This is a genomic window from Pseudomonas sp., from assembly GCF_035512415.1.
GTDB lineage: Bacteria > Pseudomonadota > Gammaproteobacteria > Pseudomonadales > Pseudomonadaceae > Aquipseudomonas.
Genome location: NZ_DATKDZ010000045.1, coordinates 121,407 through 147,070, shown reverse-complemented (window position 1 = coordinate 147,070; position 25,664 = coordinate 121,407). Strand labels below are relative to the sequence as shown.

General features: G+C 60.0%; 10 protein-coding genes and 1 pseudogene. 7 read left to right on the top strand and 4 right to left on the bottom strand.

What is annotated here, in order from left to right:
- The first annotated feature begins 7 nt into the window (after nt 1–7).
- The 6 genes from VMP31_RS22995 to VMP31_RS22970 are packed head-to-tail and all read left to right on the top strand — an operon-like array spanning nt 8 to nt 20,642.
- On the top strand, nt 8–11,896 hold the full coding sequence (locus tag VMP31_RS22995; RefSeq protein WP_325510111.1) for an Ig-like domain-containing protein: 11,889 nt from the start codon (nt 8–10) through the stop codon (nt 11,894–11,896).
- A gap of 30 nt (nt 11,897–11,926) precedes the next feature.
- Nucleotides 11,927–13,417, top strand: a complete 1,491-nt coding sequence (locus tag VMP31_RS22990; RefSeq protein ID WP_325510109.1) for a TolC family protein — start codon at nt 11,927–11,929, stop codon at nt 13,415–13,417.
- Nucleotides 13,410–15,605, top strand: a complete 2,196-nt coding sequence (locus tag VMP31_RS22985) for a type I secretion system permease/ATPase (RefSeq protein ID WP_325510107.1) — start codon at nt 13,410–13,412, stop codon at nt 15,603–15,605. Before VMP31_RS22990 ends, VMP31_RS22985 begins: the two co-directional genes overlap by 8 nt.
- A gap of 1 nt (nt 15,606) precedes the next feature.
- Entirely contained in the window at nt 15,607–16,779 is a 1,173-nt protein-coding gene (locus VMP31_RS22980) for an HlyD family efflux transporter periplasmic adaptor subunit (protein ID WP_325510105.1), read from the top strand.
- Nucleotides 16,780–16,833: 54 nt separating this feature from the next.
- Entirely contained in the window at nt 16,834–20,013 is a 3,180-nt protein-coding gene (locus tag VMP31_RS22975; protein ID WP_325510103.1) for a PAS domain S-box protein, read from the top strand.
- Nucleotides 20,010–20,642: a response regulator transcription factor gene (locus VMP31_RS22970; protein WP_325510102.1), complete on the top strand. Its 633-nt coding sequence runs from the start codon at nt 20,010–20,012 to the stop codon at nt 20,640–20,642. The genes VMP31_RS22975 and VMP31_RS22970 overlap by 4 nt, the downstream gene beginning before the upstream one ends.
- 111 nt (nt 20,643–20,753) lie before the next feature.
- On the opposite strand, the gene VMP31_RS22965 is transcribed toward VMP31_RS22970, so the two are convergent.
- From VMP31_RS22965 to VMP31_RS22955, 3 genes are all read right to left on the bottom strand, one after another.
- On the bottom strand, nt 20,754–21,644 hold the full coding sequence (locus VMP31_RS22965) for a radical SAM protein (RefSeq protein WP_325510100.1): 891 nt from the start codon (nt 21,642–21,644) through the stop codon (nt 20,754–20,756).
- A 27-nt stretch (nt 21,645–21,671) separates the two neighbouring features.
- Nucleotides 21,672–22,640: a GTP 3',8-cyclase MoaA gene (locus VMP31_RS22960; RefSeq protein WP_325510098.1), complete on the bottom strand. Its 969-nt coding sequence runs from the start codon at nt 22,638–22,640 to the stop codon at nt 21,672–21,674.
- 79 nt (nt 22,641–22,719) lie between these two features.
- On the bottom strand, nt 22,720–23,358 hold the full coding sequence (locus VMP31_RS22955; RefSeq protein ID WP_325510096.1) for a TetR/AcrR family transcriptional regulator: 639 nt from the start codon (nt 23,356–23,358) through the stop codon (nt 22,720–22,722).
- Between the two features lie 75 nt (nt 23,359–23,433).
- Between VMP31_RS22955 and VMP31_RS22950 the strand changes: the two are divergent.
- Nucleotides 23,434–24,553, top strand: a pseudogene (locus VMP31_RS22950) (aminotransferase class V-fold PLP-dependent enzyme).
- Nucleotides 24,554–24,796: 243 nt separating this feature from the next.
- Here VMP31_RS22950 and VMP31_RS22945 read toward each other — a convergent pair.
- Nucleotides 24,797–25,579 (bottom strand): TatD family hydrolase, encoded by a 783-nt coding sequence (locus VMP31_RS22945; RefSeq protein ID WP_325510094.1) that lies wholly within the window; start codon nt 25,577–25,579, stop codon nt 24,797–24,799.
- Nucleotides 25,580–25,664 lie beyond the last annotated feature (85 nt).

The following is a 25,664-nucleotide window of genomic DNA, read 5'->3' as shown; positions in this document are numbered from 1 at the left end:
CGCCCGCGTGGTCATCGCCGGTGGCAACCAGGGCGCGCAAAGCGCGGCCTACAGCCTCAGCATCGACACCTCCGCACCCACCCAGACGGTCGCCATCACCAGCTACACCGACGACCAGGCCGCACAGACCGGCAGCTTCGCTTCCGGCAGCAGCACCAACGACACCACCCCACGCCTCAACGGCACCCTCGATGCCGGGTTGAACAGCGGCGAAGCCGTGGCCGTCTACCGCGACGGTGCCCTGCTCGGCAACGCCACGGTCAGCGGTAGCACCTGGAGTTTCCAGGACAGCGGCCTGGTCGACGGCCAGAGCTACAGCTACACCGCCCGTGTAGTCGATGCCGCCGGTAACCTCGGCAGCGCGTCGACAGGCTTCAGCCTGACTATTGATACCCAGGCACCGGCCAGCGCCCCGACAATCGGCAGCGTGCTCGACGACGTGCCCTTCATCGTCGGCCAGATCAGTTCCGGCAGCAGCACCAACGACACCCGCCCGACCCTGAGCGGCGCGGGCGCGGAAGCCAACAGCACGGTCAACATTTACGACAACAGCGTGCTGCTCGGCAGCGTAACCGCTGACGCCTCCGGCAACTGGAGCTACACCCCCGTCACCGCGTTGACCGACAGCAGCCACGCGCTGAGCGTCAGCAACGTCGATGCCGCCGGTAACGAAGGCCCGCAATCGGCCCCGTTCACCTTCACCGTCGACACCCAGGCTCCGAGCCAATCGGTCAGCATCACGGCGGTCACCGACGACGTGGCCCCGGTCACCGGTGCGGTGGCCCACAACGGCACCACCAACGACGCGGCCCCGCAACTGAGCGGTAGCCTGAGCGCCGCTCTGGCTGCTGGCGAAACCCTGGTTGTCCTGCGCAACGGGGCCGTGATCGGCACCGCTACGGTCAGTGGCAGCACCTGGACTTATCAGGACAGCGGCCTGGTGGATGGCCAAAGCTACAGCTACACCGCTCGCGTCGAAGACGCCGCCGGCAACCGCGGGGCGATTTCCACCAGCTACGCCATCACGCTGGACACCTCCGCGCCGACCCAGACCGTTGCGATCACCACGCTGCTCGACAACGTCGACCCGGTGAGCGGCACGGTTGCCCACAACGGCACCACCAACGACTCGCAGCCCGAGCTGCAAGGCACCCTCTCGGGGGCCCTGGCCGGCAACGAAGTCGTGGCCATTTACCGCGACGGCGCGAAGATCGGCACCGCCACCGTCAATGGCACCGGCTGGACCTTCACCGACACCACCGGGCTGGTCAACAACACCAGCTACAGCTACACCGCCCGCGTCGAAGATGCCGCCGGCAACACCGGGGCCACGTCGAGCGCCTACAGCATCACCCTGCAGACCAACGGCCCGGCCACCACCACCGCGATCACGGCCGTCACCGACGACGTGGCCCCGGTCACCGGCACGGTTGCCCACAACGGCACCACCAACGACGCGACCCCGCAACTGAGCGGCACCCTGAGCGCGAGCCTGGCTGCTGGCGAAAGCGTGGTGATTTTGCGCGACGGAACCGTTATCGGCACCGCCACGGTCAGTGGCAGCACCTGGACCTATCAGGACAGCGCCCTGCTGGATGGCCAAAGCTACAGCTACACCGCTCGCGTCGAAGACGCCGCCGGTAACCGCGGCACGGAGTCCAACACCTACGCCATCACCCTCGACACCACGGCCCCGACGCAAACCGTCACCCTCACCCAGGCGCTGGATAACGTCGACCCGATCAGCGGCGCGATAGCCGCGGGCGGCACCACCAACGACGACACCCCAACCCTGCAAGGGACGCTCTCGGCAACCCTGGGCACCACCGAGCAACTGCACGTCTTCCGTAACGGCAGCGACATCGGCGTCGCCACGGTCAGCGGCACCGACTGGAGCTACCAGGACGCCGGGCTGGCCAGCGGCAGCACCTACACCTACACCGCCCAGGTCGTCGATGCAGCCGGCAACAGCAGCGCCGCGTCCAACAGCCTGAGCTTCACCGTCAACACCTCCTCGGTCAGCCAGACGGTTGCCATCCTGCAAATCCTGGATAACGTCGACCCGCTACAAGGCAACGTCGCCAACGGTGGGACCAGCAACGACACCACCCCGACCCTGAGCGGCTCCATCTCCACCGCGTTGAGCGCCGGCGATGTGGTTGAAGTGCTGCGCGATGGCAGCGTGATCGGCACCGCCAGCGTCAGCGCCACCACCTGGACCTACCAGGACAGCGGCCTGATCGACGGCAGCACTTACAGCTACACCGCCCGCGTGGTCATCGCCGGTGGCAACCAGGGCGCGCAAAGCGCGGCCTACAGCCTCAGCATCGACACCTCCGCGCCGACCCAGACGGTCGCCATCACCAGCTACACCGACGACCAGGCCGCACAGACCGGCAACTTCGCCGCCGGCAGCAGCACCAACGACACCACCCCGCGCCTCAACGGCACCCTCGATGCCGGCTTGAACAGCGGCGAAACCGTGGCCGTTTACCGTGACGGTGCCCTGCTCGGCAGCGCCACGGTCAGCGGCAACACCTGGAGCTTCCAGGACAGCGGCCTGGTCGATGGCCAGAGCTACAGCTACACCGCCCGTGTAGTCGATGCCGCCGGTAACCTCGGCAGCGCGTCGGCAGGCTTCAGCCTGACTATTGATACCCAGGCACCGACACAGTCGGTGACCATCACCACGCTCACCGACGATGTCGACCCGATACAAGGCAACGTGGCCGACAACGGCATCAGCAACGACACCTCGCCGTTGCTCGGGGGCACGTTAACGGCTGCGCTGGGCAGTGGCGAGTCCGTGCATATATACCGCGATGGCCTTGCCATCGGCATGGCCGATGTCTCGGGCACCTCCTGGAACTTCCAGGACAGCGGCCTCGCAGACGGCAACACCTATGCCTATACGGCTCGCGTAGTGGATGCGGCCGGTAACCTCGGAGCGCTGTCTTCTGCCTACACGGTAACCGTGGACACAGCGGCACCGACCCAGACGGTCAGCATCGTCAGTGCGATCGACGATGTCGATCCGCTGCAGGGGTCGCTCGGCAGTGGCAGCACCACCAACGACACGGCACCGCAACTCACCGGTACGCTGAGCGCAGAGCTGGGCAACGGCGAAGTGCTGGCAGTATTGCGCGATGGCGTGCAGGTCGGTACGGCCAGCGTCACCGGCAACGACTGGACCTACCTGGACGTGGGCCTCAGCGATAACCGCACCTACAGCTACAGCGCACGTGTGGTGGACGCCGCCGGCAACCTCGGCACCACGTCCCCCGCGTTTACGCTGACAGTCGATACCTCAGCCCCGACGCAAGCGGTCATGATCGTCAGCGCAGTGGACGATGTCGACCCGGTGCAGGGGACGCTCGCCAGCGGCAGCAGTACCAACGATGCGACGCCGCAGCTCAACGGTACCCTTGATACGCCGCTTGGCACTGGCGAGAGCGTGGCGATCTACCGAGACGGAGCGCTGATCGGCACCGCCACGACCTCGGGCACCAACTGGACGTTCCAGGATGGCGGCCTCACGGAGAACACCTATAGCTACATTGCCCGCGTGGTCGATACCGCGGGCAACCTCGGCGTGGCCTCCACGGCCTTTGTTCTGACGATTGATACCTCAGCGCCTGCATCCGCCCCGACAGTGGTGAGCCTGTACGACGACGTGCCTCTCGTGATCGGAGAGATCACCTCGGGCAGCACCACCAACGACACCCTGCCGACATTGAACGGCACCGGCGCGGAAGCGGACAGCCAGGTCAACGTCTACGACAACGGCACCCTGCTCGGCACATCCACGGCCGGCGCTACCGGGGCATGGAGCTTCACCCCGGCCACGGAGTTATCCGATGGTGCTCACGCCTTCACGGCCAGCAACGTCGACGCGGCCGGCAACGAGGGGCCGCAATCGGCACCCATCGACTTTATCGTCGATACCCAGGTACCCAATCAGGTTGTCAGCATCTCCACTGTGACCGACGACGCGGCCCCCATCACCGGCACCGTGGCCAACGGCGGTACCACCAATGACACCTCGCCGCTGCTCAGCGGTACCTTGAGCTCCGCACTGGCCGCCAGTGAACACGTCGTCGTCCTGCGAGACGGCGTTGCCATCGGCGAGGCCACGGTATCCGCAAGCAGTTGGACCTATCAGGACAGCGGGCTGGCCGATGGCAGCACGTACACCTACACCGCGCGCGTCGATGATGCCGCCGGCAACCAGGGCGCGCTTTCCACGGAGTACAGCCTCATCATTGACGCCTCGGCTCCGGCCCAGACCGTCACCATCACGGCGATCGTGGACGACGTCGAGCCGGTGAGCGGCACTATTGCCGACGGCGGCACCACCAACGACTCGCAGCCCGAACTGCAAGGCACGCTCTCGGCGGCCTTGGCCGATAACGAAGTGGTCGCGGTCTACCGTGATGGCAGCAAGATCGGCGAAGCGACGGTGAACGCAACCAACTGGTTCCTCACCGACACCACTGGTCTTGCCGACAACACCAGCTACAGCTACACCGCGCGGGTCGAGGATGCGGCCGGCAATCTCGGCAGCCTCTCCAATGCCTATGGCATTACCCTGCAGGTCAGCGGCTCGACCACTACCGTGACCATCAGCACCATAACCGACGATACCGAGCCGCAGGCGGGGATCGTCGCCCCGGGTGGCTACAGCAACGACACCTCGCCACTGATTGCAGGCGTGCTATCGGCCACGCTCGACCCAGCCGAAGTGGTCGATGTGCTGCGCAACGGCGTGGTCATCGGCCAGGCCACCGTCACAGACACGACCTGGTCGTACCAGGACAGCGGGCTTACCGATGGCGACTACACCTACCTGGCGCGCGTTCGTGACACTGGCACCGGCAACCTGGGCGCGGACTCCAATGCCTACAACCTGATTCACATCGATGCCACCGCGCCGACGCAGACGGTGACATTAAGCCAAGCCTACGACAACGTGGCTCCGCTAACAGGGGCGATTGCCGACGGCGGCACCACCAACGATGACACCCCACTGCTGGAGGGTACGCTCAGTGCCGTATTGAGCGGCACTGAGCAGGTGCACGTCTTCCGTAACGGCGTAGACATCGGCATCGCCACGGTCAGCGACACCGACTGGAGCTACCAGGACATGGGGCTCGTCAACGGCAGCACCTACACCTACAGTGCCCGCGTGATCGACGCGGCCGGCAACCTCGGCAGCGCCTCCAATAGCCTGAGCTTCAGTGTCAACACCTCACCGGTCAGCCAGACGGTGCAGATCCTGCAAGTGCAGGACGACGTCGATCCAGTCCAGGGCAACGTCGCCAACGGCGGCACCACCAACGACACCACCCCGACCCTGAGCGGCTCCATCTCCACCGCGCTGAGCGCTGGCGATGTGGTCGAAGTACTGCGCGACGGCAGCGTGATCGGCACCGCCAGCGTCAGCGACACCAGTTGGACCTACCAGGATAGCGGCCTGGTAGACGGCACCAGCTACAGCTACACCGCGCGCGTGGTCAACGCTGGCGGTAACCAGGGCGCGCAGAGCACGGCCTACACGCTGACAGTAGACACCACGGCCCCAACGCAGGCCGTGACCATCGCCAATTACGCCGACAACGTCGATCCGAACCAAGGCAACTACGCCAGCGGCACGACCACAAACGACACCACGCCGCAACTCAACGGTACCCTGAGTGCCACCCTCGGCTCAGGCGAAACGGTCGCGGTCTATCGCGATGGAACCTTCATAGGCACGGCAACCGTCTCTGGCACGAACTGGAGCTACCAGGACGTAGGTCTTGCCGATGGCAATACCTACACCTACACAGGGCGCGTTGTCGACCAGGCGGGCAATCTCGGCAGCGAGTCGGCAGCCCTCACGCTGAGCGTGGACACCAGCACGCCGACGCAATCGGTGCTCATCGCCGCCGTGACCGACAATGTCGATCCGCTGCAGGGTACGGTACCCAATGGCGGCACCAGCAACGACACCTCCCCCCTACTGAGCGGCACGATCACCGCAGCCCTCAACACGGGTGAGAGCGTGGCCATTTACCGCGATGGCGTCATGCTCGGCACCGCCACCACCAACGGCACCGCCTGGACCTATCAGGATGCCGGCCTGGTCGATGGCGATAGCTACAGCTACACCGCGCGCGTCATCGACGCTGCGGGTAACGTGGGTGCGCAAAGCGCGAGTTACACCTTTACCATCGACACCACGGTGCCCACGCAAACCGTCTCCATCGACAGCTACCAGGACGACATAGCACCCAGCCAGGGGAGCTACGGCTCAGGCACCATCACCAACGATCTGGCCCCCCAGCTTGCCGGCAGCCTCAGCGCCGTTCTGGCCAGCGGCGAAGCGGTGGCAATCTATCGCGACGATGTGCGCATGGGGACGGCCACCGTCAGCGGCACCAGTTGGGTGTTTCAGGATGCCGGTCTGAGCGACGCCAGCACCTACACTTACGTCGCCCGCGTGGAAGATGCCGCAGGCAACGCCGGAACGGTGTCTGCGGTGTTTATCCTCAGCGTCGACACCACGGCCCCGAGTCAGATCGTTTCCATCGTTTCCGTAATCGACAACGTCGACCCGGGGTTGGGCACAGTCGCCAATACCGGCAGCACCAACGACATCACGCCACAGCTCAATGGTCAGCTCAGCACAACCCTGGGTACCGGCGAAAACGTGGCGGTGTATCGCGACGGAGTACTCGTGGGCAGCGCCACGGTCAGCGACACCGCCTGGACCTATCAGGACGGCGGCCTGACCAACGGCAGTACCTATGTCTACACCGCGCGCGTGGTGGACGCCGCCGGCAACCTCGGTGAGCTTTCCGCCACCTACACGATCAGCGTGGATACAACGGCTCCCACCCAGGGCGTCACCATCGCCTCGGTGTTCGACAATGTCGACCCGGTACAAGGCGTGGTTGCCAACGGCGGCACCACCAACGACGACACCCCGCAATTGAGTGGCACGCTCACCGCCAGCCTGGATAGCGGGGAGTCCGTGGTGGTCTACCGCGACGGCAGCGCCGTCGGCACGGCCAGCGTGTCCGGCACCGCCTGGACCTTCCAGGACGCCGGCCTGGTCAACGGCGGCAGCTATACCTATACCGCCCGCGTAGTGGATGCCGCCAGCAACTCGGGGCCGCTGTCCGCTGACTATGTGATCACGCTGGACACTTCACCCCCGGAACAGACGACCACCATCACCAGCGCGATCGATAACGTCGATCCGCTGCAAGGCACCCTCGCCAGCGGCAGCGTCACCAACGACACCACCCCGCAGCTCAACGGCACACTGTCGAACGCGCTGGAAGCCGGCGAGAGCGTGGCGATCTACCGCGATGGCACCCAGATCGGGACCGCCACGATGACCGGCGCAACCACCTGGAGCTACCTGGATTCCGGCCTTGCCAACGCTACGACTTACAGCTACACCGCCCGTGTGGTGGACGCCGCCGGCAATCTGGGCAGCGCCTCCGCCGCCTTCGCGCTGACAGTCGATACCGCTGCGCCGACGCAATCGGTCAGCATCACGGCCATCACCGACAACGTTGACCCCGATCAGGGCACCGTGGCCAGCGGCGGCACGACCAACGACACCTCCCCCCTCCTCTCGGGGGACGTGAACGCAGCCTTGAGCAGCGGTGAATCGGTGGTGGTCTATCGCGATGGCGTGGCCATCGGCACGGCTACCATGACCAGCGCCACCACCTGGACCTTCCAGGACTCGGGTCTGGTCGATGGTGTCGAGTACAGCTACAGTGCGCGCGTCGTGGACGCGGCGGGCAACCTGGGGACGTCCTCGGCCAGTTACAGCATCACGCTGGACACCAGCGCGCCGACGCAATCGGCCAGCATCACGGCCATCACCGACAACGTTGATCCGGTCCAGGGAACGGTCGCCAACGGCAGCAGCAGCAACGACACCTCACCACTGGTCTCCGGCACCCTGTCCGCCAGCCTGCTCACGGGCGAAACTTTGGTGGTGTTCCGCAACGGCGTTGAAATCGGCAGCGCCAGCGTAAGCGGCACCAGCTGGACCTTCCAGGACAGCGGCCTAACCGACGGTGTGAGCTACAGCTACAGCGTTCGCGTAGAAGACAGCGCCGGCAACCCGGGGCTGGACTCCAACACCTATACCCTGGTCATCGACACTTCGGCACCGACCCAGGTTGTGACGATCTCGTCCGCCACCGACGACGTCGCCCCAGTGACGGGTAACCTGTCCAGTGGTGCCATCAGCAACGACACCTCGCCTCTGCTCAACGGCACGCTGTCGGCTTCGCTCAGCGGCGGCGAAAGCGTAGCGATCTACCGCAACGCCGTGCTGATCGGCGCGGCCACCGTGTCGGGCACCACCTGGACCTTCCAGGACAACGGCCTGATCGACGGCGAGAGCTACAGCTATACCGCCCAGGTGGTCGATGCCGCCGGCAACACCGGCACCCTCTCGTCTGCCTTCACGCTGACAATGGACACCACGGCACCGACGCAAACCGTAAGCATCAGCAGCTACATCGACAACGTCGATCCTTCCCAGGGCGTGTTCGGTTCCGGCTCGACCACCAATGACACCTCGCCACAACTCACCGGCACGCTCAGCGCCGCCCTGGACAGTGGCGAATTGCTGGTGATCCTGCGCGACGCTGTAGCCATCGGCTATGCCACCGTCACCGGCACGTCCTGGAGCTTTCAGGATGAGGCGCTGCTCAACGGCACGACCTACACCTATACGGCGCGGGTCGAAGATGCCGCAGGCAACGTCGGCGCGACCTCGTCCGCGTTCAGCCTCACCGTGGATACCGTTGCGCCGGCCCATACGGTCACCATCCAGTCCTACACCGACAGGGTCGGCACCGAGCAAGGGGATTACCCCAGCGGCACGACCACCGACGACCGCAATCCAGTGTTGAACGGCATCATCTCGGTGGCCTTGGCCAGCGGCGAAGAGGTGCGTATCTACGAGGGCACCACCTTGCTGGGCACGGCCACCGTCAGCGCTAGTGCCTGGTCCTTCACCCTGCCCGCGCTGGCCGACAATACGACGCACACCTACCGCGCCGTCGTGGCCGATGCGGCAGGCAACGAGGGCGGCTTCTCCGGCGACTTCACCCTGACGGTCGACCTCAAGGTCGAGGTGAATGCCCAGAACACGCTCGACACCACACCTATCGTCACCGGCGGAACCGGGTTCGTCATTCAGGAAGGGGAATATCTGGAGGTGACCATCAACGGCGTCACCTACAGCTCCCTGACCGGTGCCGTGGTGGTCGATCCGCTGAACAACACCTGGTATGTGCAGATTCCCACGGCCAACGCACTACCGGCCGGCACCTCCTACGAGGTCGCCGCGGTACTCAAGGATGCCTCGGGCAACGTCATCACCCAGGACGACACCACAAACGAGCTCTATATCGCCAGCCAACCCGACGCGCCCGCGGTTCCGGCGTCGGCCGACGTCGACAACAAGGCCACGGCGATGACCATCGGCGAGGACGGCCAATGGCGCATCTTCAGCAATATGACGGTATTGGACGCCAACGGCACCGACATCACCTCGGTCACCAGCTTCAGCAGCAACACGGTCTGGGGCAATGATGGCGTGCTCGGTACGGTGTCCTTCATAGACATGAACCGCGACGGTTATATGGATATCGCCGGTCAGGACTCCCGCTATGCCGACGGTCAGCAGGCCTTTATGTACATGGGGGATGGCTATACCCAGACGATGACCTCAGTCAACGCCAATGGGGTGAACGTGGGGAAGACCAATACCGGTTACTACGCCTTCCAGATCGGTAACAAAGATACAGACCCGGATCGGGTGGACTTCAGCGGCGGCGGTAGCGCCAGTGCCGAAACCTACACCTGGTTTGGCGGCACAGCCTTGTATGACAAGGTGGGCGACGGCTATGTGGACATCGTCTACGGCGATAACACACCGAACGACCAAGAAGCCGGCGGCGGATACGACACCTCGTTCACGCTGAACAACGGCGGCATATTCACCAAAGATGGAGCGCTGACCTACAGCGCGAGTGCCGGTGGCGACGAAACGTGGCAGGCGACCCCGGAGAAGTTGATTTCCACCGTCGACTTGAACAACGACGGCGCGGTGGATATCACCTACCTGGCCGGTGCAGGCACGAATTACATCACCGGCAATTCCGCGACAAGCGGAGATAACAATCGCTTCGTTGTCGCCAGCAATGACGGCACCGGCAATCTCGACGTTACCCAGATCGTGGAGAACATGCTTTACAACGACGAAGGCACCACCTTCGACGGCCTCTCCATGACCTGGGCCGACTTCGACGGCGACGGCTGGCTCGATCTGTTCCAAGGCCGCACCTACGGCACCACAACCACGATCCAAAACCAGAGCAAGATCTTCTTCAACGACGGCACCGGCAGGATTTCGGCGACCAACACCGACGCCGACCCGATCGAAGAAGGCTACAACCGCCACTACAACATGGGCGACACCCTGGCAGGCGGCGGCTCGGTGGCGGTGGACTGGAACGCCGACGGCCGGATGGACGTCATCGAAATCCCGTACTACGACGACGACAATCCGTCGACGGCACAGCCCGTACTGCTGTTCACCAACAACACCAGCGGCGGCACAGTCAACTTCAGCCAGAGCACGCTCACCACTGTGGCGGACACCGGTGCGGGCAGCGCCATCACCGGCATTCTCGCGATGGACATCGACTGGGACGGCGACCGCGATGTGATCCTCTTCACCGGCACCGCCGGTGCGACTCTGGTGCAGAACAACGTAACCGTGGCAGACGGCACCAGCCTGCACCTGCGCATCCTCGACCAGAACGGCATCAACGCGCTCTTCGGCAACACCGTGAAGCTGTATGACTCCGCCGGTAACCTGGTCGCGACCCAAGTCCTCAACCCGCAGTCCGGTAACCAGACCAGCGACAGCTCAGCCCTGCTCGACTTCTACGGTCTGAATGCCAACGAGACCTATACGGCGGTGTTGCTGCGCAACATCGCGGGCAACTCACAGGATGTCGGTGGCGTGGCGAATATCGGCGGGTACAGCATCGAAAACGTCAACGCCGGCTGGACGGGCCTGACCGCAGGCCGGGCATACGACAGCTACGTGCTCACGGCCGAATCCGGCACGGCGGTCAACAACGCCAACATCGGCAACGGCATCATCGGCACCGGCTACAACGACACCTTCTTCGCCACACTGGGTAACGACATCTACAACGGCGGCGGCGGCACCACGCTGGTGTCCGACTCGCGCGTATGGAGCAATACCGGCGGCGAAGACATGGTGGATTACAAGCTGGCCGGCAACACGGCGATCACGGTGGACCTGAGCAACACCAGCGCCCAGGACACCGGCTTCGGTACAGCCACCTTCGTCAACATCGAGGGCATCGCGGGCGGCGGCGGTGCGGACACCTTCACCGATGACGCAGGCGACAACCTATTCAACGGCCGAGGCGGCAACGACACCTTCAACCTGATACACGGCGGCAACGACACGCTGCTGTACCGCTTGCTGGATGCCTCTGACGCTACCGGCGGCAACGGTTGGGACCAGGTGAATGGCTTCACGGTCGGGACCGTCGAGGCCACAGCTGATGCCGATCGCATCGACCTGAGCGGCCTGCTCTCCGGCTATACCGCAGATGAGGACGGCGCGGCGCACTACCTGAACGGCGTGGCGACCATGGATGTCGGCGAAACAATCCAGAACTACCTCTCGGTCACGCAGAGCAACGGCGACACCATCATCAGCATTGATCGCGACGGCAGCGGGGGCGATTTCCAATCCACCCAGTTGATCACGCTAAACAATGTGACTACGGACTTGGAAACACTGCTTGCAAATCATCAGATCGTCATCTGATGCCTCGTTGAAGTACACAGGGTTAGAGTAATGAGCTTAATAACTGTAATGAACAGCGCCTCGTCCACTGCCGCTTTCAAACAAGCGAAATGGATGCAGCAGCCACTGCATATTTCCTTAGGTCTCATATTGACCCTTGCTGCTGCACCGTTCGCAGAAAGCGCGTCCTATACCTACACCACTGACGACCAGACAGGTACGGAACAAGCAGGGCTGAGCAATACCCGCTATATCGCCGAGAGAGAAGCTCGGCAAATTAAACTTCCGCAGTTTGCTGACGCGCAAATATCAGTGAGCGAACCCTCAATTACACGCGTTATTGGGCTGACGGAAGCGGTACGAAGAGCGGCTTCGCTTCACCCGCAGATTCGCCATGCCCATGCTGCCATCGCACAGAGCCAAGCGGAGATAGCTATAGCCGAGTCGGCCCGCTATCCGACACTTGAATACGGCATACAACCGGGTTTCGGTGGCGGCTACGCGGCGGATGGCAGCAGCGCGGGCGTTCGTACTTCGCTCGGGGTGAACCAGTTGCTCTACGACTTCGGCCGCACAGCGGGCCGTACCTCTGCCGCCATGGCCACCATGGAAAAGGAAGAGCACCTGCTCGCCGATACCATTGATAGCGTGGCTTACGATGCGGCCAGCATGTATGTCGAACTGGCGGCCAGCCAGGCGGTTATCCAAGAAGCCGAGCAGCAACTCAAAGCCCAAGAACTCACGGGCGCAAAAATCCACGAACGCGTAACAGCCGGGTTTTCGGATATCTCTGATTTATATCAGGCCGATATGTCGCTACAACGCGCACGCGTTGAAATCCTCCAGGCCCAGACCCGTTTCGATGTAGCAGCGGGTCGTTTGGCTCAACTTATTGGCGCGCTTCCAGAGCAAGTGGCGACACTCGACGAGACCGGCGCTGTTGTTGCCGCTCTTGGGCCGGAACAGGACAACATCGGCGACACCTCGGCGGTGCTGGCCGCACGCGCGGAGGTGGAGGCAGCCGCTGCCAGACTCAAGCAGGCCAAGGCAGAGCGCTACCCCTCTATTGGGGTCGGCATCAACCGTGTCGACACCCTAGGCCAAGTGGATGCCACCGATAGCACCTGGGTAGGTCTGTCATTAAAGGGCAGTTTTTCCCTCGGCGGGTTGGGCAAGCACCAGGTCGCGGCTGCCGAGGCACAGCGTCAGGCCGCAATAGAATCCTTGGAAAGCCAGCAATTGATTGCCCGGACGGCGCTTATTTCTGCCAACCGTGAGGCGTCAGGGGCAGTGATTCGCCAGGAAAGCTTCGCAAATATCATCCGCTTCGCACACGCCGCCCGTGATATTTACTGGAAGGAATACACCCTTGATAAACGCCCGTTAATGGACGTGATCAATGTTGAACATGAGATTTACTTAGCGCAAGTCGAGCGTGTAAATGCAATAGCAGACGAAATGCTCGCCCAAATCAAATCACATGTAGCAACCGGAAAGTTTGCTACGTTGTTGATGCGAAGCGAGACAAGCCGCAATGAATAGCGGGGCAAAAACCGGCTCTTCTAATAGCGATGCCGCCTTAGCCCATCGCAAAGCCCTGAGGAATTGGACCTCAGCCATCCTGCTGGTGACCAAGCAGTTACAAATTCCGAACTCTCCGGCACAGATTCATAGCGCCTTCGCATGGGCGCGACATAGCGAACTCGACCAGGCCGTCCTGGATATCTGCGCGGCAGCTGGGCTAGCCGCGAAATTTGCTCAAGTCAGCCTGGATGACCTCTCCCGCGGGGTATTACCAGCCCTCGTCGCCCTCGAAACAACAGTTGCCATCATCACTGCGGTAACAGCGGGCCAAGTCTCCGTTGTGACCGCAGTGGATGGCAAAACGGTTGAGCGTCTCTTGCCCTTCGATCAGATTGCTTCGGGCGGAACCTGTCGGGTTCTGCTCGTGCAGTCGCGGGAAATCAAACGGGACAGTCGGGTCGAGGAATATCTCAAAGTCAGCCCGGACTCCTGGTTGAAAACCGCTTTTACCGGCGGCTGGGGAACATTGGCTCACCTGTGCGCCGGATCGTTAGCAGGAAACCTCCTGGCCATTACCACGTCCCTATTCGCCATGCAGGTGTGGGACCGCATCATTCCGGCCCGCTCGCTGAACACCTTGTGGGTGCTGACCATCGGAGTGGCCATCGCGCTGCTGCTAGAGCTTCTTATCCGTACGACACGGACCTCTATCGCCGATCATTTCGGGCGTCAGGCAGACCTTAAGTTATCGGAACTGTTCTTCACCCGTGTCCTGGATATCCGCAGTGATGCACGGCCCCGCTCGCCCGGCCAGTTGATCTCGCAACTGCGGGATCTGGAACAGGTTCGCGAACTTCTCACCTCAAGCAGCATGGGGGTGCTTATCGACATCCCGTTCGTGATCGCCTTTGTCGGCATCATCTGGATGCTGGGTGGCCCGCTTGCGCTCATTCCCCTGGCGGCTATACCAATTACCCTCCTGCCCGGCCTTATTGCCCAATTACCATTGGCAAAACTCTCGAGAGAAGGTTTAAGCGAAGCCGCCCTACGCAACTCGATTCTGATGGAATCGATCTACCGAATTGAGGACATCAAAACCCTGCAGGCAGAAACCCGTTTCAGACAAATCTGGAACCAGTCGAATCAGGTGTGCGGAGATGCCAGCCTCAAACAGCGCTTTCTCGTAAGTTTGGTCATAGGCTTTTCGCAACTGACTCAACAACTGGCTTATGTTGGCGTTCTGGTGGCCGGCGTGTACGGCATCCTTGAGGGGAGCATGTCATTTGGCGCAGTACTAGCCTGCTCCATTTTGACCAGCCGGACTATCGCGCCACTCGGCCAAATCGTTGCGGTACTCACACGTATACAGAATGTACGTATAAGCAAACAGGGGCTCGACTCTCTCCTCTCTTTGCCAACTGACCACGACCCCAGCAAAAACCGCTATCACAAACCCTCGATAGCAGGAAGTTACCACTTTCAACAGACCGTCTATTCCTATGACCCAGAGGAAAAGCCGGTGTTGATGATCCAAGACCTGAAGATCAAACCCGGCGAACGCATCGCCATTCTGGGCAAGGTAGGATCGGGCAAATCGACACTCCTGCGCCTTGCTGCAGGCCTGGCCTCCCCCACCATGGGCCGCATCCTGCTTGACGGTACCGCTATGGATGCCATCGATGTCGCGGATGTCCGGCGCGATATTGGAACAGTGCTGCAAGACGCCAATCTGTTCTACGGCACCCTGCGTGAAAACATTGCACTTGGGAATCCCCTGGCCAACGATGATGAAATCTTGGCCGCCATGACCGTTGCCGGTGCCGACCAATTACTGGCCGGGCAATACCATGGCCTGGATTTCAAGATCCGCGAAGGAGGCCTGGGGCTCTCGGGCGGGCAAAAGCAGGCCGTGCTTCTGGCCCGCACCCTGCTCCGCTCGCCTCAAGTGCTCTTGCTTGATGAGCCCACTGCTTCTCTGGATGAGTATTCGGAACATGAATTTGCCCGGCGAATGAAACAATGGCTGGGTCGCCGGACGCTAATAGTCGCCACCCACCGCTATCCGGTTCTGGCCTTGGTCGATCGCATCATCATCATGCATGAAGGACGGATTGTAAAAGACGGCCCCAAGGCAGACATTATCAAAACGCTGGCCCAGACAAACGTAGCCCGTCGTTCGCCCACTCCCAAGCAGGCGGTATCTTAAGATGAATGCCTCTTCGTTCGCCGAACTCGATATTCATCAGGCCCGTAAGCAGCGATCATTGTTATGGCTGATCGTTCTTGCGGTCGTTATTTTTGCTACTTGGGCCTATTACGCCGAACTCGACGAAGTGGCGATAGGTGAAGGGGTGGTCATTCCAGCCTCTAAATCCAAAATCATACAAAGCCTGGAAGGCGGGATTCTGTTGGAACTCAACCTGCGGGAGGGAGACATCGTGCAGCGCGACGAAAAACTTGCCACGCTGGACCCTATCCAAGCCAGATCCTCGGTTGAGGAAACCACCGTCAGGGTCCACGCCTTGCAAGCAAGGGCCGCCCGATTAGAAGCGGAGATGGCCAATCTACCGCACATCTCTTTCCCCCCTGAAGTTGAACTTAATCAGCCCATTGTTGAGCGTGAGAAACAACTATTTATCGCTAACCGAGAAGCCTTCCTGAAAAACATTTCAAATCTGCGACATCAGGTTCAGTTAGCCGAACAGGAACTTCGTATGGCGGAGCCACTGCTCCGAAGTGGTGCCTCAAACGAAGCGGAAGTGCTGCGCTTGCGTCAAAAGCATGCCGAACTTTCAACCAAACTATCCTCACAACAAAGTGAGTACATCGTTGCGCTAAAAGCGGACTACGCCAGTACAATGGCCGATTTGGAACCGCTGATAAAAGTTCAAGAAGGCCGTGCCGACCAACTGAGGCGCACGGTTATCAGCTCGCCTACCCATGGCATCGTCAAGGATATTCGTGTCACAACCATTGGCGGGGTAATCCCTCCGGGGGGTGTCTTGATGGAAATCGTTCCTAAAGAGGATCAATTACTTATCGAAACGCGTCTGAGCCCAAGGGATATTGCCTTTATCCGGCCCGGCCAAGAGGCAATGGTCAAGATCACCGCTTATGACTCATCGATCTATGGGGTTCTTCATGGCAAGGTTGACCGTATTTCCCCAGATACGATCGAAGACCCCATTGATCGACGTATCCGGTACTACCGTGCCTACGTACTGACAGAGCATAATTACCTGCAAACGGCCGATGGGAAACAACACCCCATCATGTTCGGCATGATCGTAAACACGGAAATCAGGACCGGGCGTAAAACGGTGCTAGACTATTTATTGAAACCCTTGAACCGGGCAAATGAAGCGCTGCGCGAACGCTAGACCTAGTGGTGACTCTTGATATCAATCGACTCGGACTATAGGCAAAAGTTGCCAGTGCAACCAGAAGAAAGCCGCTCAACTGTCCTCATAATCTGCGAATCATCAGTACTGTCGCTGCGCCTAAATAACGTCCTGCAGCAGAAAAACTATAATATCGCCACTGCTGAAAACGGCGCGACGGGAACAGATATCGCCCAGCGCCTGCACCTCGATCTTATTTTACTCGACTGGAACCTTGGTAATGAGCATGGGCTGGAAGTCTGCAACCAACTCAAACAAATGCAGAACACCCGTGCCATTCCCGTTGTTTTCTTTGGGATCGCCGTAACAAGCCAAGACATCGCCCGCGGCCTCCTAGCCGGCGGAGTAGATTTCTTGCTGGAGTCTCTCCCCCCAGAGGAAATGCTTACTCGAATTATGCTTCACCTGGAAACAACGTCTGGGAAGCAGGACAACAAACACCCTCACAGCGACCCAAGTAATAATCACCTCCTGCTTGCCCACCTTATTACAGCGCAAAGAGATACCCTCAATGACTTCAACTCCCGGCTGAACCTAAAAAATCACGCCCTCAGCCAGATGCATGAAGCCGTTTATCTAAGGGAAACCAGCTCTCGCTCTTTTACATATGTAAACCATGAGGCTTGCCGCAGCCTGGGTTATAGCAACGACGAGTTGCTCAGCATGACGATTGCTGACATAGACCCTGACTGGACAGAAGAGAACTCGGCAGACATCAAAAAACGGCTTGACCTTGGATACCCAGTCACCCTCGAAAGAAGACACCACAGGAAAAACAACTCATCGTTCCCGGTTGTCCTTACCGTCAGCAAATTTGAACACCAAGGCAAGTTTTTTATTCTCACCCTGGCCAAAGATACAACAGAACAAAAACAAAATGAGAGGGACCTCAACATGCTGCAGGTCGCTGTAGATCGGTTCACTGATGCAACTTATGTTCTCGACAGCCAGGCGCGATTCAGGTACGCAAATAACGCAGCGATTCAAACACTTGAGTACAGCCTAGAAGAGCTTCTTCAGCTGAGTTTTCCGGACATAGTGCCAGACACCAACTTAGAAGACACTCAACTAATACTCCAGCACGTCAAAGACTCGACCGATCACTCTTACACAATCGAAACCCAATGCAAAACCCGCACCGGCAGGACTTTTCCGGTCATCGTCACATCAACCTCCTTCGATTATGACGGAGAAACATTATTCATCAACATCGCCCAGGATCTAACAGAGCGCAAACAAGCAGAGTATGAGCGACTCGAGCATCTTAAGTTTTTCGAAACCATGGACCGGGTTAACCGGGTTATCCACGAGTCCAACGATATTGATACCATGTCGGATAGTATCCTGGATATCATTCTGGCTGCCGTGGAGGCTGATAGGGTCTACCTTCTGACCCTGACTGACCCGACCAATAATCGCTTCAATATTACATCTGTCCGCTTCCGCAGCGAGTATCCACCACCTTATGCCAAAGGTGCCCCTCTTGAAATCTCACCTGAAATGGCGGACTTCATCCGCAGCCAGTACCTAGACGGCGGTGAAGTCATAAAATTCGGCGCGGGCGGAACTCCTATTCCGCCCCCCCTGGCCAATCGGTATGGCTATCGATCCAACATGACCGTTCAGATGTTGCCTAAAGGCCACCACAGGATGTATTTAGGGGTGCATCAAATATCCAGTGAGCGGGTTTGGCTTCCCGCAGAGGAACGGCTTATAAAGGAAATCGGACGCCGCCTCACCAGTGGCATTTCGACGCTACTCGCACACCAGGAACTTTATGCCAGCGAACAGCACTACCGGACACTAGCAGAAAGCCTGCCAGATAATATTGCTCGCTTTGATCTGAAATCGAAATCTATCTACCTGAACCCCAGCACATTAACAACCCTATCAAATATCGGGGTCGAGTCCACCACAACACACAAGAAGCCAAGCGAAGTAAGCACTCGCACCTATGCGCAAACGCTTGAGTCCTGGATCGATACCGTTATTGCCACGAGCACTTCGCATCAAGGCGAGATCCGTTTGAACTTCAAAAATAATAGTGAACGAGTCTTTGATGTTAAAATCGTCCCCGACCGTAACGCGCAAGGCGAGACAGTCGGCGCATTGTCGATAGGGCGAGACATTACAGAACGCGTGGCAACAGAACAAACTATTCGCAAGCTTAATGCCGACTGGGAAGCCATTCTGCAAACCATACCTGATCTTTTGTTCGAACTGGACCCAGAGGGACGCTATCTTCAGGTGTGGACGCATAATCCCGGACTTTTAGCCGACAGCGCAAACAACCTGCTTGGCAAAAAACTTATGGACGTCTTAGATACTGAGGCGGCTACCATCACCATGGAAGCGCTACAAGAAGCGGCTCTCTCTGGCACCTCGTATGGGAGAGTACTGAGCCTTGTACAGCATGATGGCCCCCACTGGTTTGAACTATCAGTCGCCCGTAAAGCTGCTACTAACGAAACCCCGCCAAATTTCATCATGCTATCCCGCGACATTAGCAACCGCATGATAGCTGAAATTGAATTAAAGGAGTCCAGGGCACAACTTAGAATGCTCGCCAGTCGCCGCGAGGCGGCCCGAGAAGAGGAGCGGTGCCGGATCGCGCGCGAACTTCATGATGAATTAGGTCAGCAATTGAGCGCACTGCGCTTCGGCCTAACCATGCTGGATTTCAAGTTTGGAAGCACCCTCTCAACGCTGCGAGAGTCCACTGCTGGCCTGCTGGAACTGCTGGAAAAAACTATTCAGACTACGCGTAACGTCTCTTTTTCACTACGCCCTGCCGCACTGGACCTGGGTATTATCCCGGCACTCGAATGGCTTGTATCGGATTACTCTCGCCACTTGAAAGTTGATCTAGAACTTCAGGGCTCCCCAGATGAACTGCGGCTGGACAACGACGTTGCCACGGCCGTCTTCCGCATCGTACAAGAGTCGCTCACCAATATAACGCGCCACTCAAAGGCGAGCCATGTGAAGATCATTCTGAATCAAGCGAATAATTGTCTGATCGTCGAAGTTCAGGATAACGGCATCGGCTTTGACGCAAAAATCGTAGGCCGCCAGTCTTTCGGCCTTATCGGGATTCGCGAACGCTGCCTAGCCCTCGGAGGAAACGTTACAATCAAAAGCTCTCATGGAAAAGGAACTATCATTTCAGCGAACATTCCACTACAGGCCAAACTCGCCAGGAGAGAGACATGATTCGTTTATTAGTGGCAGATGACCACGGAATCATGCGCGCCGGACTGAAGAATCTCTTTGATATCATCAACGACATTGAAGTAGTAGGCGAAGCCGAGAATAGCGATCAAGTTATCAACGCCGTCAAACTGGGTGGATTCGATGTCATCCTTCTTGATTTGACCATGCCCGGCATGAATGGCATCGACGTTATTAAAGCCATCCGCGAGCACGCCCCCTCTTTACCTATCCTAGTCTTATCGATGCATGACGAGCCCCCCATTGTAAGGCGCGCACTGAAAGCGGGTGCAAATGGCTATATTACGAAAGAAACCAATGATCCTTCTCGATTATTGATGGCCATTCGCACAGTGGCCACGGGAGGAAACTACATCGATCCGAAAATGGCCGAACGACTCGCCTTTGATACCAGCTCACACACCCAACCGCCCCATGAAAAGCTTTCAGATAGAGAGTTTGAAATATTCAAACTTCTAGCGCAGGGCATGAGCGTTATGCAAATTGCGGATATTCTTTTCATCAGCAACAAGACAGTCAGCTCTCACAAAGCACGACTGATGAGAAAAATGGACCTCGGCACCAATACGGATTTAGTGCGCTATGCACTAGACCACCACATGCTCGATTAGGGATGCACTGAAGTAACCCTGTATTTCTGGCTGATTTCAGCCTCTGCCGATTTTGCAAGCGGTAAACCGACGGATAGAGCCAAGGTGCAGATTCACGCCAGCGCGGCGACATCACAAGCCGCGCTGCCACTCCTGACGTAAACGCGCCTGCTGCGGCTGCTCAATAGCTTGGCGCACCTGAGTCAGCAAGCGCTGCTTATCTGCGCCCAGATTGCCCTTGAGCACCAGATAATTGGAGGCATGATCGCTGCGAAACACCGTATCGCGAAGCTCCAGCCCTTGCAGCAGACGTTCGACTTCGACAAACAGCTCATGCTGGCCGAGCGCCTGGAAGTCGGCAAAGCCTTCGCGAAAGCGTGCCTCGCCCTGGGGAAAGCTCACCACCAGGGTCGAGAGGAATTCGGGCTGCGCCTCATTCATCAGACGCGCCGAGTTATCCGCGTGCTGCTCACTCAAGACCGTCCCACCCAGGCCATTGAGGATCATCACCGAGCGGCTGATGCCAGCCTGACCGAGCTTGTCCAGGGCGCTCAGGCTGGACGCGTAGGTCTCGCCCTTGTTGACCCGCGCCAGCACCTCGTCATCACCCGACTCGCAGCCGACATAGGCCATCTTCAGCCCAGCGTCAGCCAATTCCTTGAGCTCATCCACCGACTTCTTGCGCAGGTTGCGCGGCAGGCAATAGCTGGAGACCCGCTGCACCTCGGGCATGTGCGCGCGAATCGCCTGCAGGATGGTCAGCAACCGCCGGGTCGGCAGCACCAGGGCATCGCCGTCGGCAAGAAACACCCGCTGCACGATCATCCGCTCACCGCTCAGGCGAATCTCTTCGAACACCTGAGCTTCATCGCGGGCGCGGAATTTCTTCTGCTCCTGGGAGTACATCTCACAGAAGGTACAGAGGTTCCAGGAGCAGCCATTGGTCACCGGTAAAATCAGCGAATGGGCCTCACTGGGCGGGCGGAACACCGGCTCTATATAGCTGATGGGAAAATCTTGCATGGTCTTCACTCAAGGCAGACGGCGATCTCAACCGCCAATAATCTTCATCACGGTCGCGCCGCCGGAAAACGCCACATCCTGTTTGTCGCCCAGGGCCTTGACCAGCAGCCCTTGCAGGGCTGGCAGGGCCTGATGGCGTGGTTTGTCGAGCAGGTCGCCGACATAGTGGCGGTTGCTCGACGACAGGCAGCCATGCAGCCAGCCGGTGGAGGACAGGCGCAGGCGCGAGCAGGTGCGGCAGAACGGCACGCTCTCGTTGGCAATTACGCCGAAAAAGCCCTGCCCGGGGATTTCATAGCGCAGCGCCGTGGCATCCAACGGCGCGACAGCCTGGCTGTAGGCATAGCGCTCACCAATTAGCGCGAGCAATTCCGGCATGCCGACAAACTGGCGCTGGAAACCGTTGCCATCACGAGCCAGATGGCCCATGCGCATCAGTTCGATAAAACGCAGCTCGAAGCCATTGGCCAGGCAGTAGTCCAGCAGCGGCAGCACCTGATCGAGGTTCTGCCCGCGCAACGGCACCATATTGATCTTGATCTGCATACCCGCCGCCCGCGCCTGCTGCAGGCCATCGAGCACTGTGGCCAGGTCACCGCCGCGGGCAATCGTGCGGAACGCTTCGGCGTCCAGGGTATCCAGGGAGATATTCAGCCGGCGTATGCCGCACTCCAGCAGCAGCGGCAACTTGCGCGCCAGCAGCTGACCGTTGCTGGTCAGGCTGATATCGGCCAGCCCGAGCTGGCTGACGCCACGCAAAAAGGCGTCCAGTTTAGGGCTGACCAGCGGCTCGCCGCCGGTGATGCGCAGCCGCTCGATACCGGCCGCCTCGATCAGATAGGCCACGCCGCGCAGCATGGCCTCGGCCGATAGCTCATCCTGCGCCGCCACCAGGCGCTTGCCGTCGGGTACGCAGTAGGTGCAGGCATAGTTGCAGGCGGCGGTCAGACTGATGCGCAGGTTGCGAAAGCGTCTGCCCTGGCGATCAACGATCATGCAAGACTCCAGCGAAGGTGAGCGCCGAGTATAGGGTCGCCGCCAACGCAGCAGATTCGTTATCGAACAGCTGAATACCTCAGCTAAGCGGGGTGTCGCCGTCGCGCTTGCGCTTGTTGCCCATGCGCACGCCGATATCCATCAGAAACTGGAAGAAGCCTTCCTGGTCTTCCAGCACATTGCTCCAGAACGGCGAGTGGTACAGCGCCACCGCGCCGTGCACCAGGGCCCAGGCTGCGCAGTAGTGGAAGTACGGCGGCACGTCTTCCAGCTTGCCTTCGGCGATGCGGCCCTTGATCAGCTGGGTCAGGCGTTCGAAGTTGGAGGCGCGGATCTTGTGCAACTCCTCGACCATCTCGGGCACCTGGTTGCCCTTGACCACCTTCTCTTCCAGACGGTCAAACAGACGGTAGCGCTGCGGATCGCGCATGCGAAACTCGAAGTAGGCACGCGACAAAGCTTCCTTGTCGCGGTCGATATCAGATGAGTGCAGCAGCTCATTCAGGTCGCGCTCGTAGTCGAGCATCAGGCGCAGGTAAATCTCCGCCTTCGACTTGAAGTGCTTGTAGATGGTGCCTTTGCCAATACCAACGGCGTCGGCAATCATCTCCACGGTCACGCTGTCTTCGCCCTGCTCGAGGAAGAGCTTCAGCGCTGTATCGAGAATTTCCTGTTCGCGGCGGCGAAACTCACGGACCTTGCGGGGTTCTTTATGCATAAAGGGACTAAATGGTCAAAAAACGAAGTCGAGTATTATGCCTAACTAACGGCAAATTGCACGGATCATCCGACCATGTACGCTGTTCATGACGAGTTTCCGCAACTTCCCGGCCTGCGTTACCTCAACCACGCAGCCGTTTCACCCTGGCCACAACGGGCGGTCGAGGCGGTCACTCGCTTTGCCCGGGAAAACGCCCAAACAGGGGCCCGCGACTATCCCGACTGGCTGAAAACCGAGCAGCGCCTGCGTGAAAGACTGCAACGCCTGCTCAACGCCCCTTCTTGTGGCGATATCGCCCTGGTCAAGAACACCTCGGAGGCGCTGTCCTTTGTCGCCTTCGGCCTGGACTGGCGCGCGGGCGACCAGGTGGTGATCAGCAACGAGGAGTTCCCTTCCAACCGCGTGGTGTGGGAGGCTCTGCGCCGTTTTGGCGTTGAAGTGGTGCAGGTCAGCCTCAAGGGCCACGCCCCCGAAGACGCCCTGCTGGCCGCCTGCGGCCCGCGCACCCGACTGCTGTCGATCAGCCAGCGGCCTGCGCCTGGACTTGCAGAGCCTGGGTCAGGGCTGCCAGGCGCGCGGCGTGCTGTTCTGCGTGGATGCGATCCAGCAACTCGGTGCCCTGCCCTTCGACGTGCAGAACAGCCAATGCGCCTTCGCCATGGCCGACGGCCACAAATGGCTACTCGGTCCGGAAGGACTGGGGGTGTTCTATTGCCGCAGCGACCTGCGCGAACAGCTCAAGCTGCACGAATACGGCTGGCATATGCTCGAACACGCCGGCGACTACCAGCGCACCGACTGGCAAGCAGCACGCAGCGCCAGACGCTTCGAGTGCGGCAGCCCGAATATGCTCGGTGCCATGGCCCTGGAGGCCAGCCTGTCGTTGCTGGAAGAGGTCGGCATGCCTCAGGTCGAAGCCGCCCTGCAGGAGCGCATGCAATGGCTGCAGGTCGGCTTGCAGACGATTCCCGGCTGCCGCCTGCACAGCCCGCTGAATCCACTGCGCCGCGCCGGCATCCTCACTTTTAGCCTCGACGGCTGGGATAACCAGACCCTGTACCAGCAGCTAAGAGAGCAACAGGTGATCTGCGCCCAGCGCGGATCGGGTATCCGCCTGTCGCCACACTTCTACACCCAGGCCCAGGTCATAGAGGAAACCCTGCAGCTGCTGCACCAGTTGGCGACAGCTTGAGGACTCAAGAGCGCGGCGAGTATTCCAAATACGTTTAAGAATGCCGCCAAGTGGCCTGGACTATCGGCAATCTTCACCAATACTGGGGAGTACTGGTGTGGGCGTATCCCCCAAGCGCCCCGCCAGTCAAGATACCGTGGACCGCGTATCTTGATTTACTCCTAATGGTCTTAACCCGGACTCATCCCCCAGAGCCCGGGTTTTTTTTGTGCGCGATTCCAGACGATGCACAGAGAACCGAGCTCAGACGACTCTGGCCAAAGGAAAAAGACGCTTGAAGTTGCTGGTGGTCTGCTCGGCAAACTGCTCGAAATCAACGCCGCGCAACGTCGCCAGGTACTCGGCCACCTCGCGCACATATTCCGGCAGGTTCGGCTTGCCGCGGTGTGGCACCGGGGCCAGGTAGGGCGCGTCGGTTTCCACCAGCAGACGATCGGCCGGCACCTGGCGCGCCACTTCGCGCAGCGCTTCGGCATTGCGGAAGGTGACGATGCCGGACAGGGAAATATAGAAACCCAGATCCAGGGCGGCCTTGGCCATGTCCCAGTCTTCAGTAAAGCAATGCAGCACACCGGCCTGTGGCAAGGCGGCCTCGCGCAGCAGGGTCAGGGTATCGGCGCGGGCTTCGCGGGTGTGCACGATCACCGGTTTGCCAGTGACCTGAGCGGCCTGCAGGTGCAGACGAAAGGCTTGTCGCTGCAGCTCGGCCGCCTCCGGCTCATAGTGGTAGTCCAGGCCGGTTTCGCCAATCGCCACCACCCGCGGATGGTTCAGCTCGGCCAGCAGCCAATCCAGGGCCGGCGCAGCACCGGGCTCGAGATCCAGGGGGTGCACGCCCACCGAGCAGTCGACATCGGCATAGCGCTCGGCCAGCCCTTTGACTGCCGCGGCATTGTCCGCGCTAACGCCAATACAGAGAAAATGACCAACGCCGCGCGCCCGCGCAGCAGCCAGCGCCGCGTCGAGCGAACCGCCATGGGCGGCCAGATCGAGACGATCGAGGTGGCAGTGGGAATCGATAAGCATGGGAGCCTCAAGCTTCAGGCCGCAAGCACCAAGCCACAAACTCAGCGCCTGTCGCTTCCAGCTTGCAGCGGGTGGCTTGTCGCTT

Coding starts and splice junctions, on each gene's coding strand:
- VMP31_RS22990 (WP_325510109.1), top strand. CDS start 11,927: ATGAGCTTAATAACTGTAATGAACAGCGCCTCGTCCACTGCCGCTTTC.
- VMP31_RS22985 (WP_325510107.1), top strand. CDS start 13,410: ATGAATAGCGGGGCAAAAACCGGCTCTTCTAATAGCGATGCCGCCTTA.
- VMP31_RS22980 (WP_325510105.1), top strand. CDS start 15,607: ATGAATGCCTCTTCGTTCGCCGAACTCGATATTCATCAGGCCCGTAAG.
- VMP31_RS22970 (WP_325510102.1), top strand. CDS start 20,010: ATGATTCGTTTATTAGTGGCAGATGACCACGGAATCATGCGCGCCGGA.
- VMP31_RS22965 (WP_325510100.1), bottom strand. CDS start 21,644: ATGCAAGATTTTCCCATCAGCTATATAGAGCCGGTGTTCCGCCCGCCC.
- VMP31_RS22960 (WP_325510098.1), bottom strand. CDS start 22,640: ATGATCGTTGATCGCCAGGGCAGACGCTTTCGCAACCTGCGCATCAGT.
- VMP31_RS22955 (WP_325510096.1), bottom strand. CDS start 23,358: ATGCATAAAGAACCCCGCAAGGTCCGTGAGTTTCGCCGCCGCGAACAG.
- VMP31_RS22945 (WP_325510094.1), bottom strand. CDS start 25,579: ATGCTTATCGATTCCCACTGCCACCTCGATCGTCTCGATCTGGCCGCC.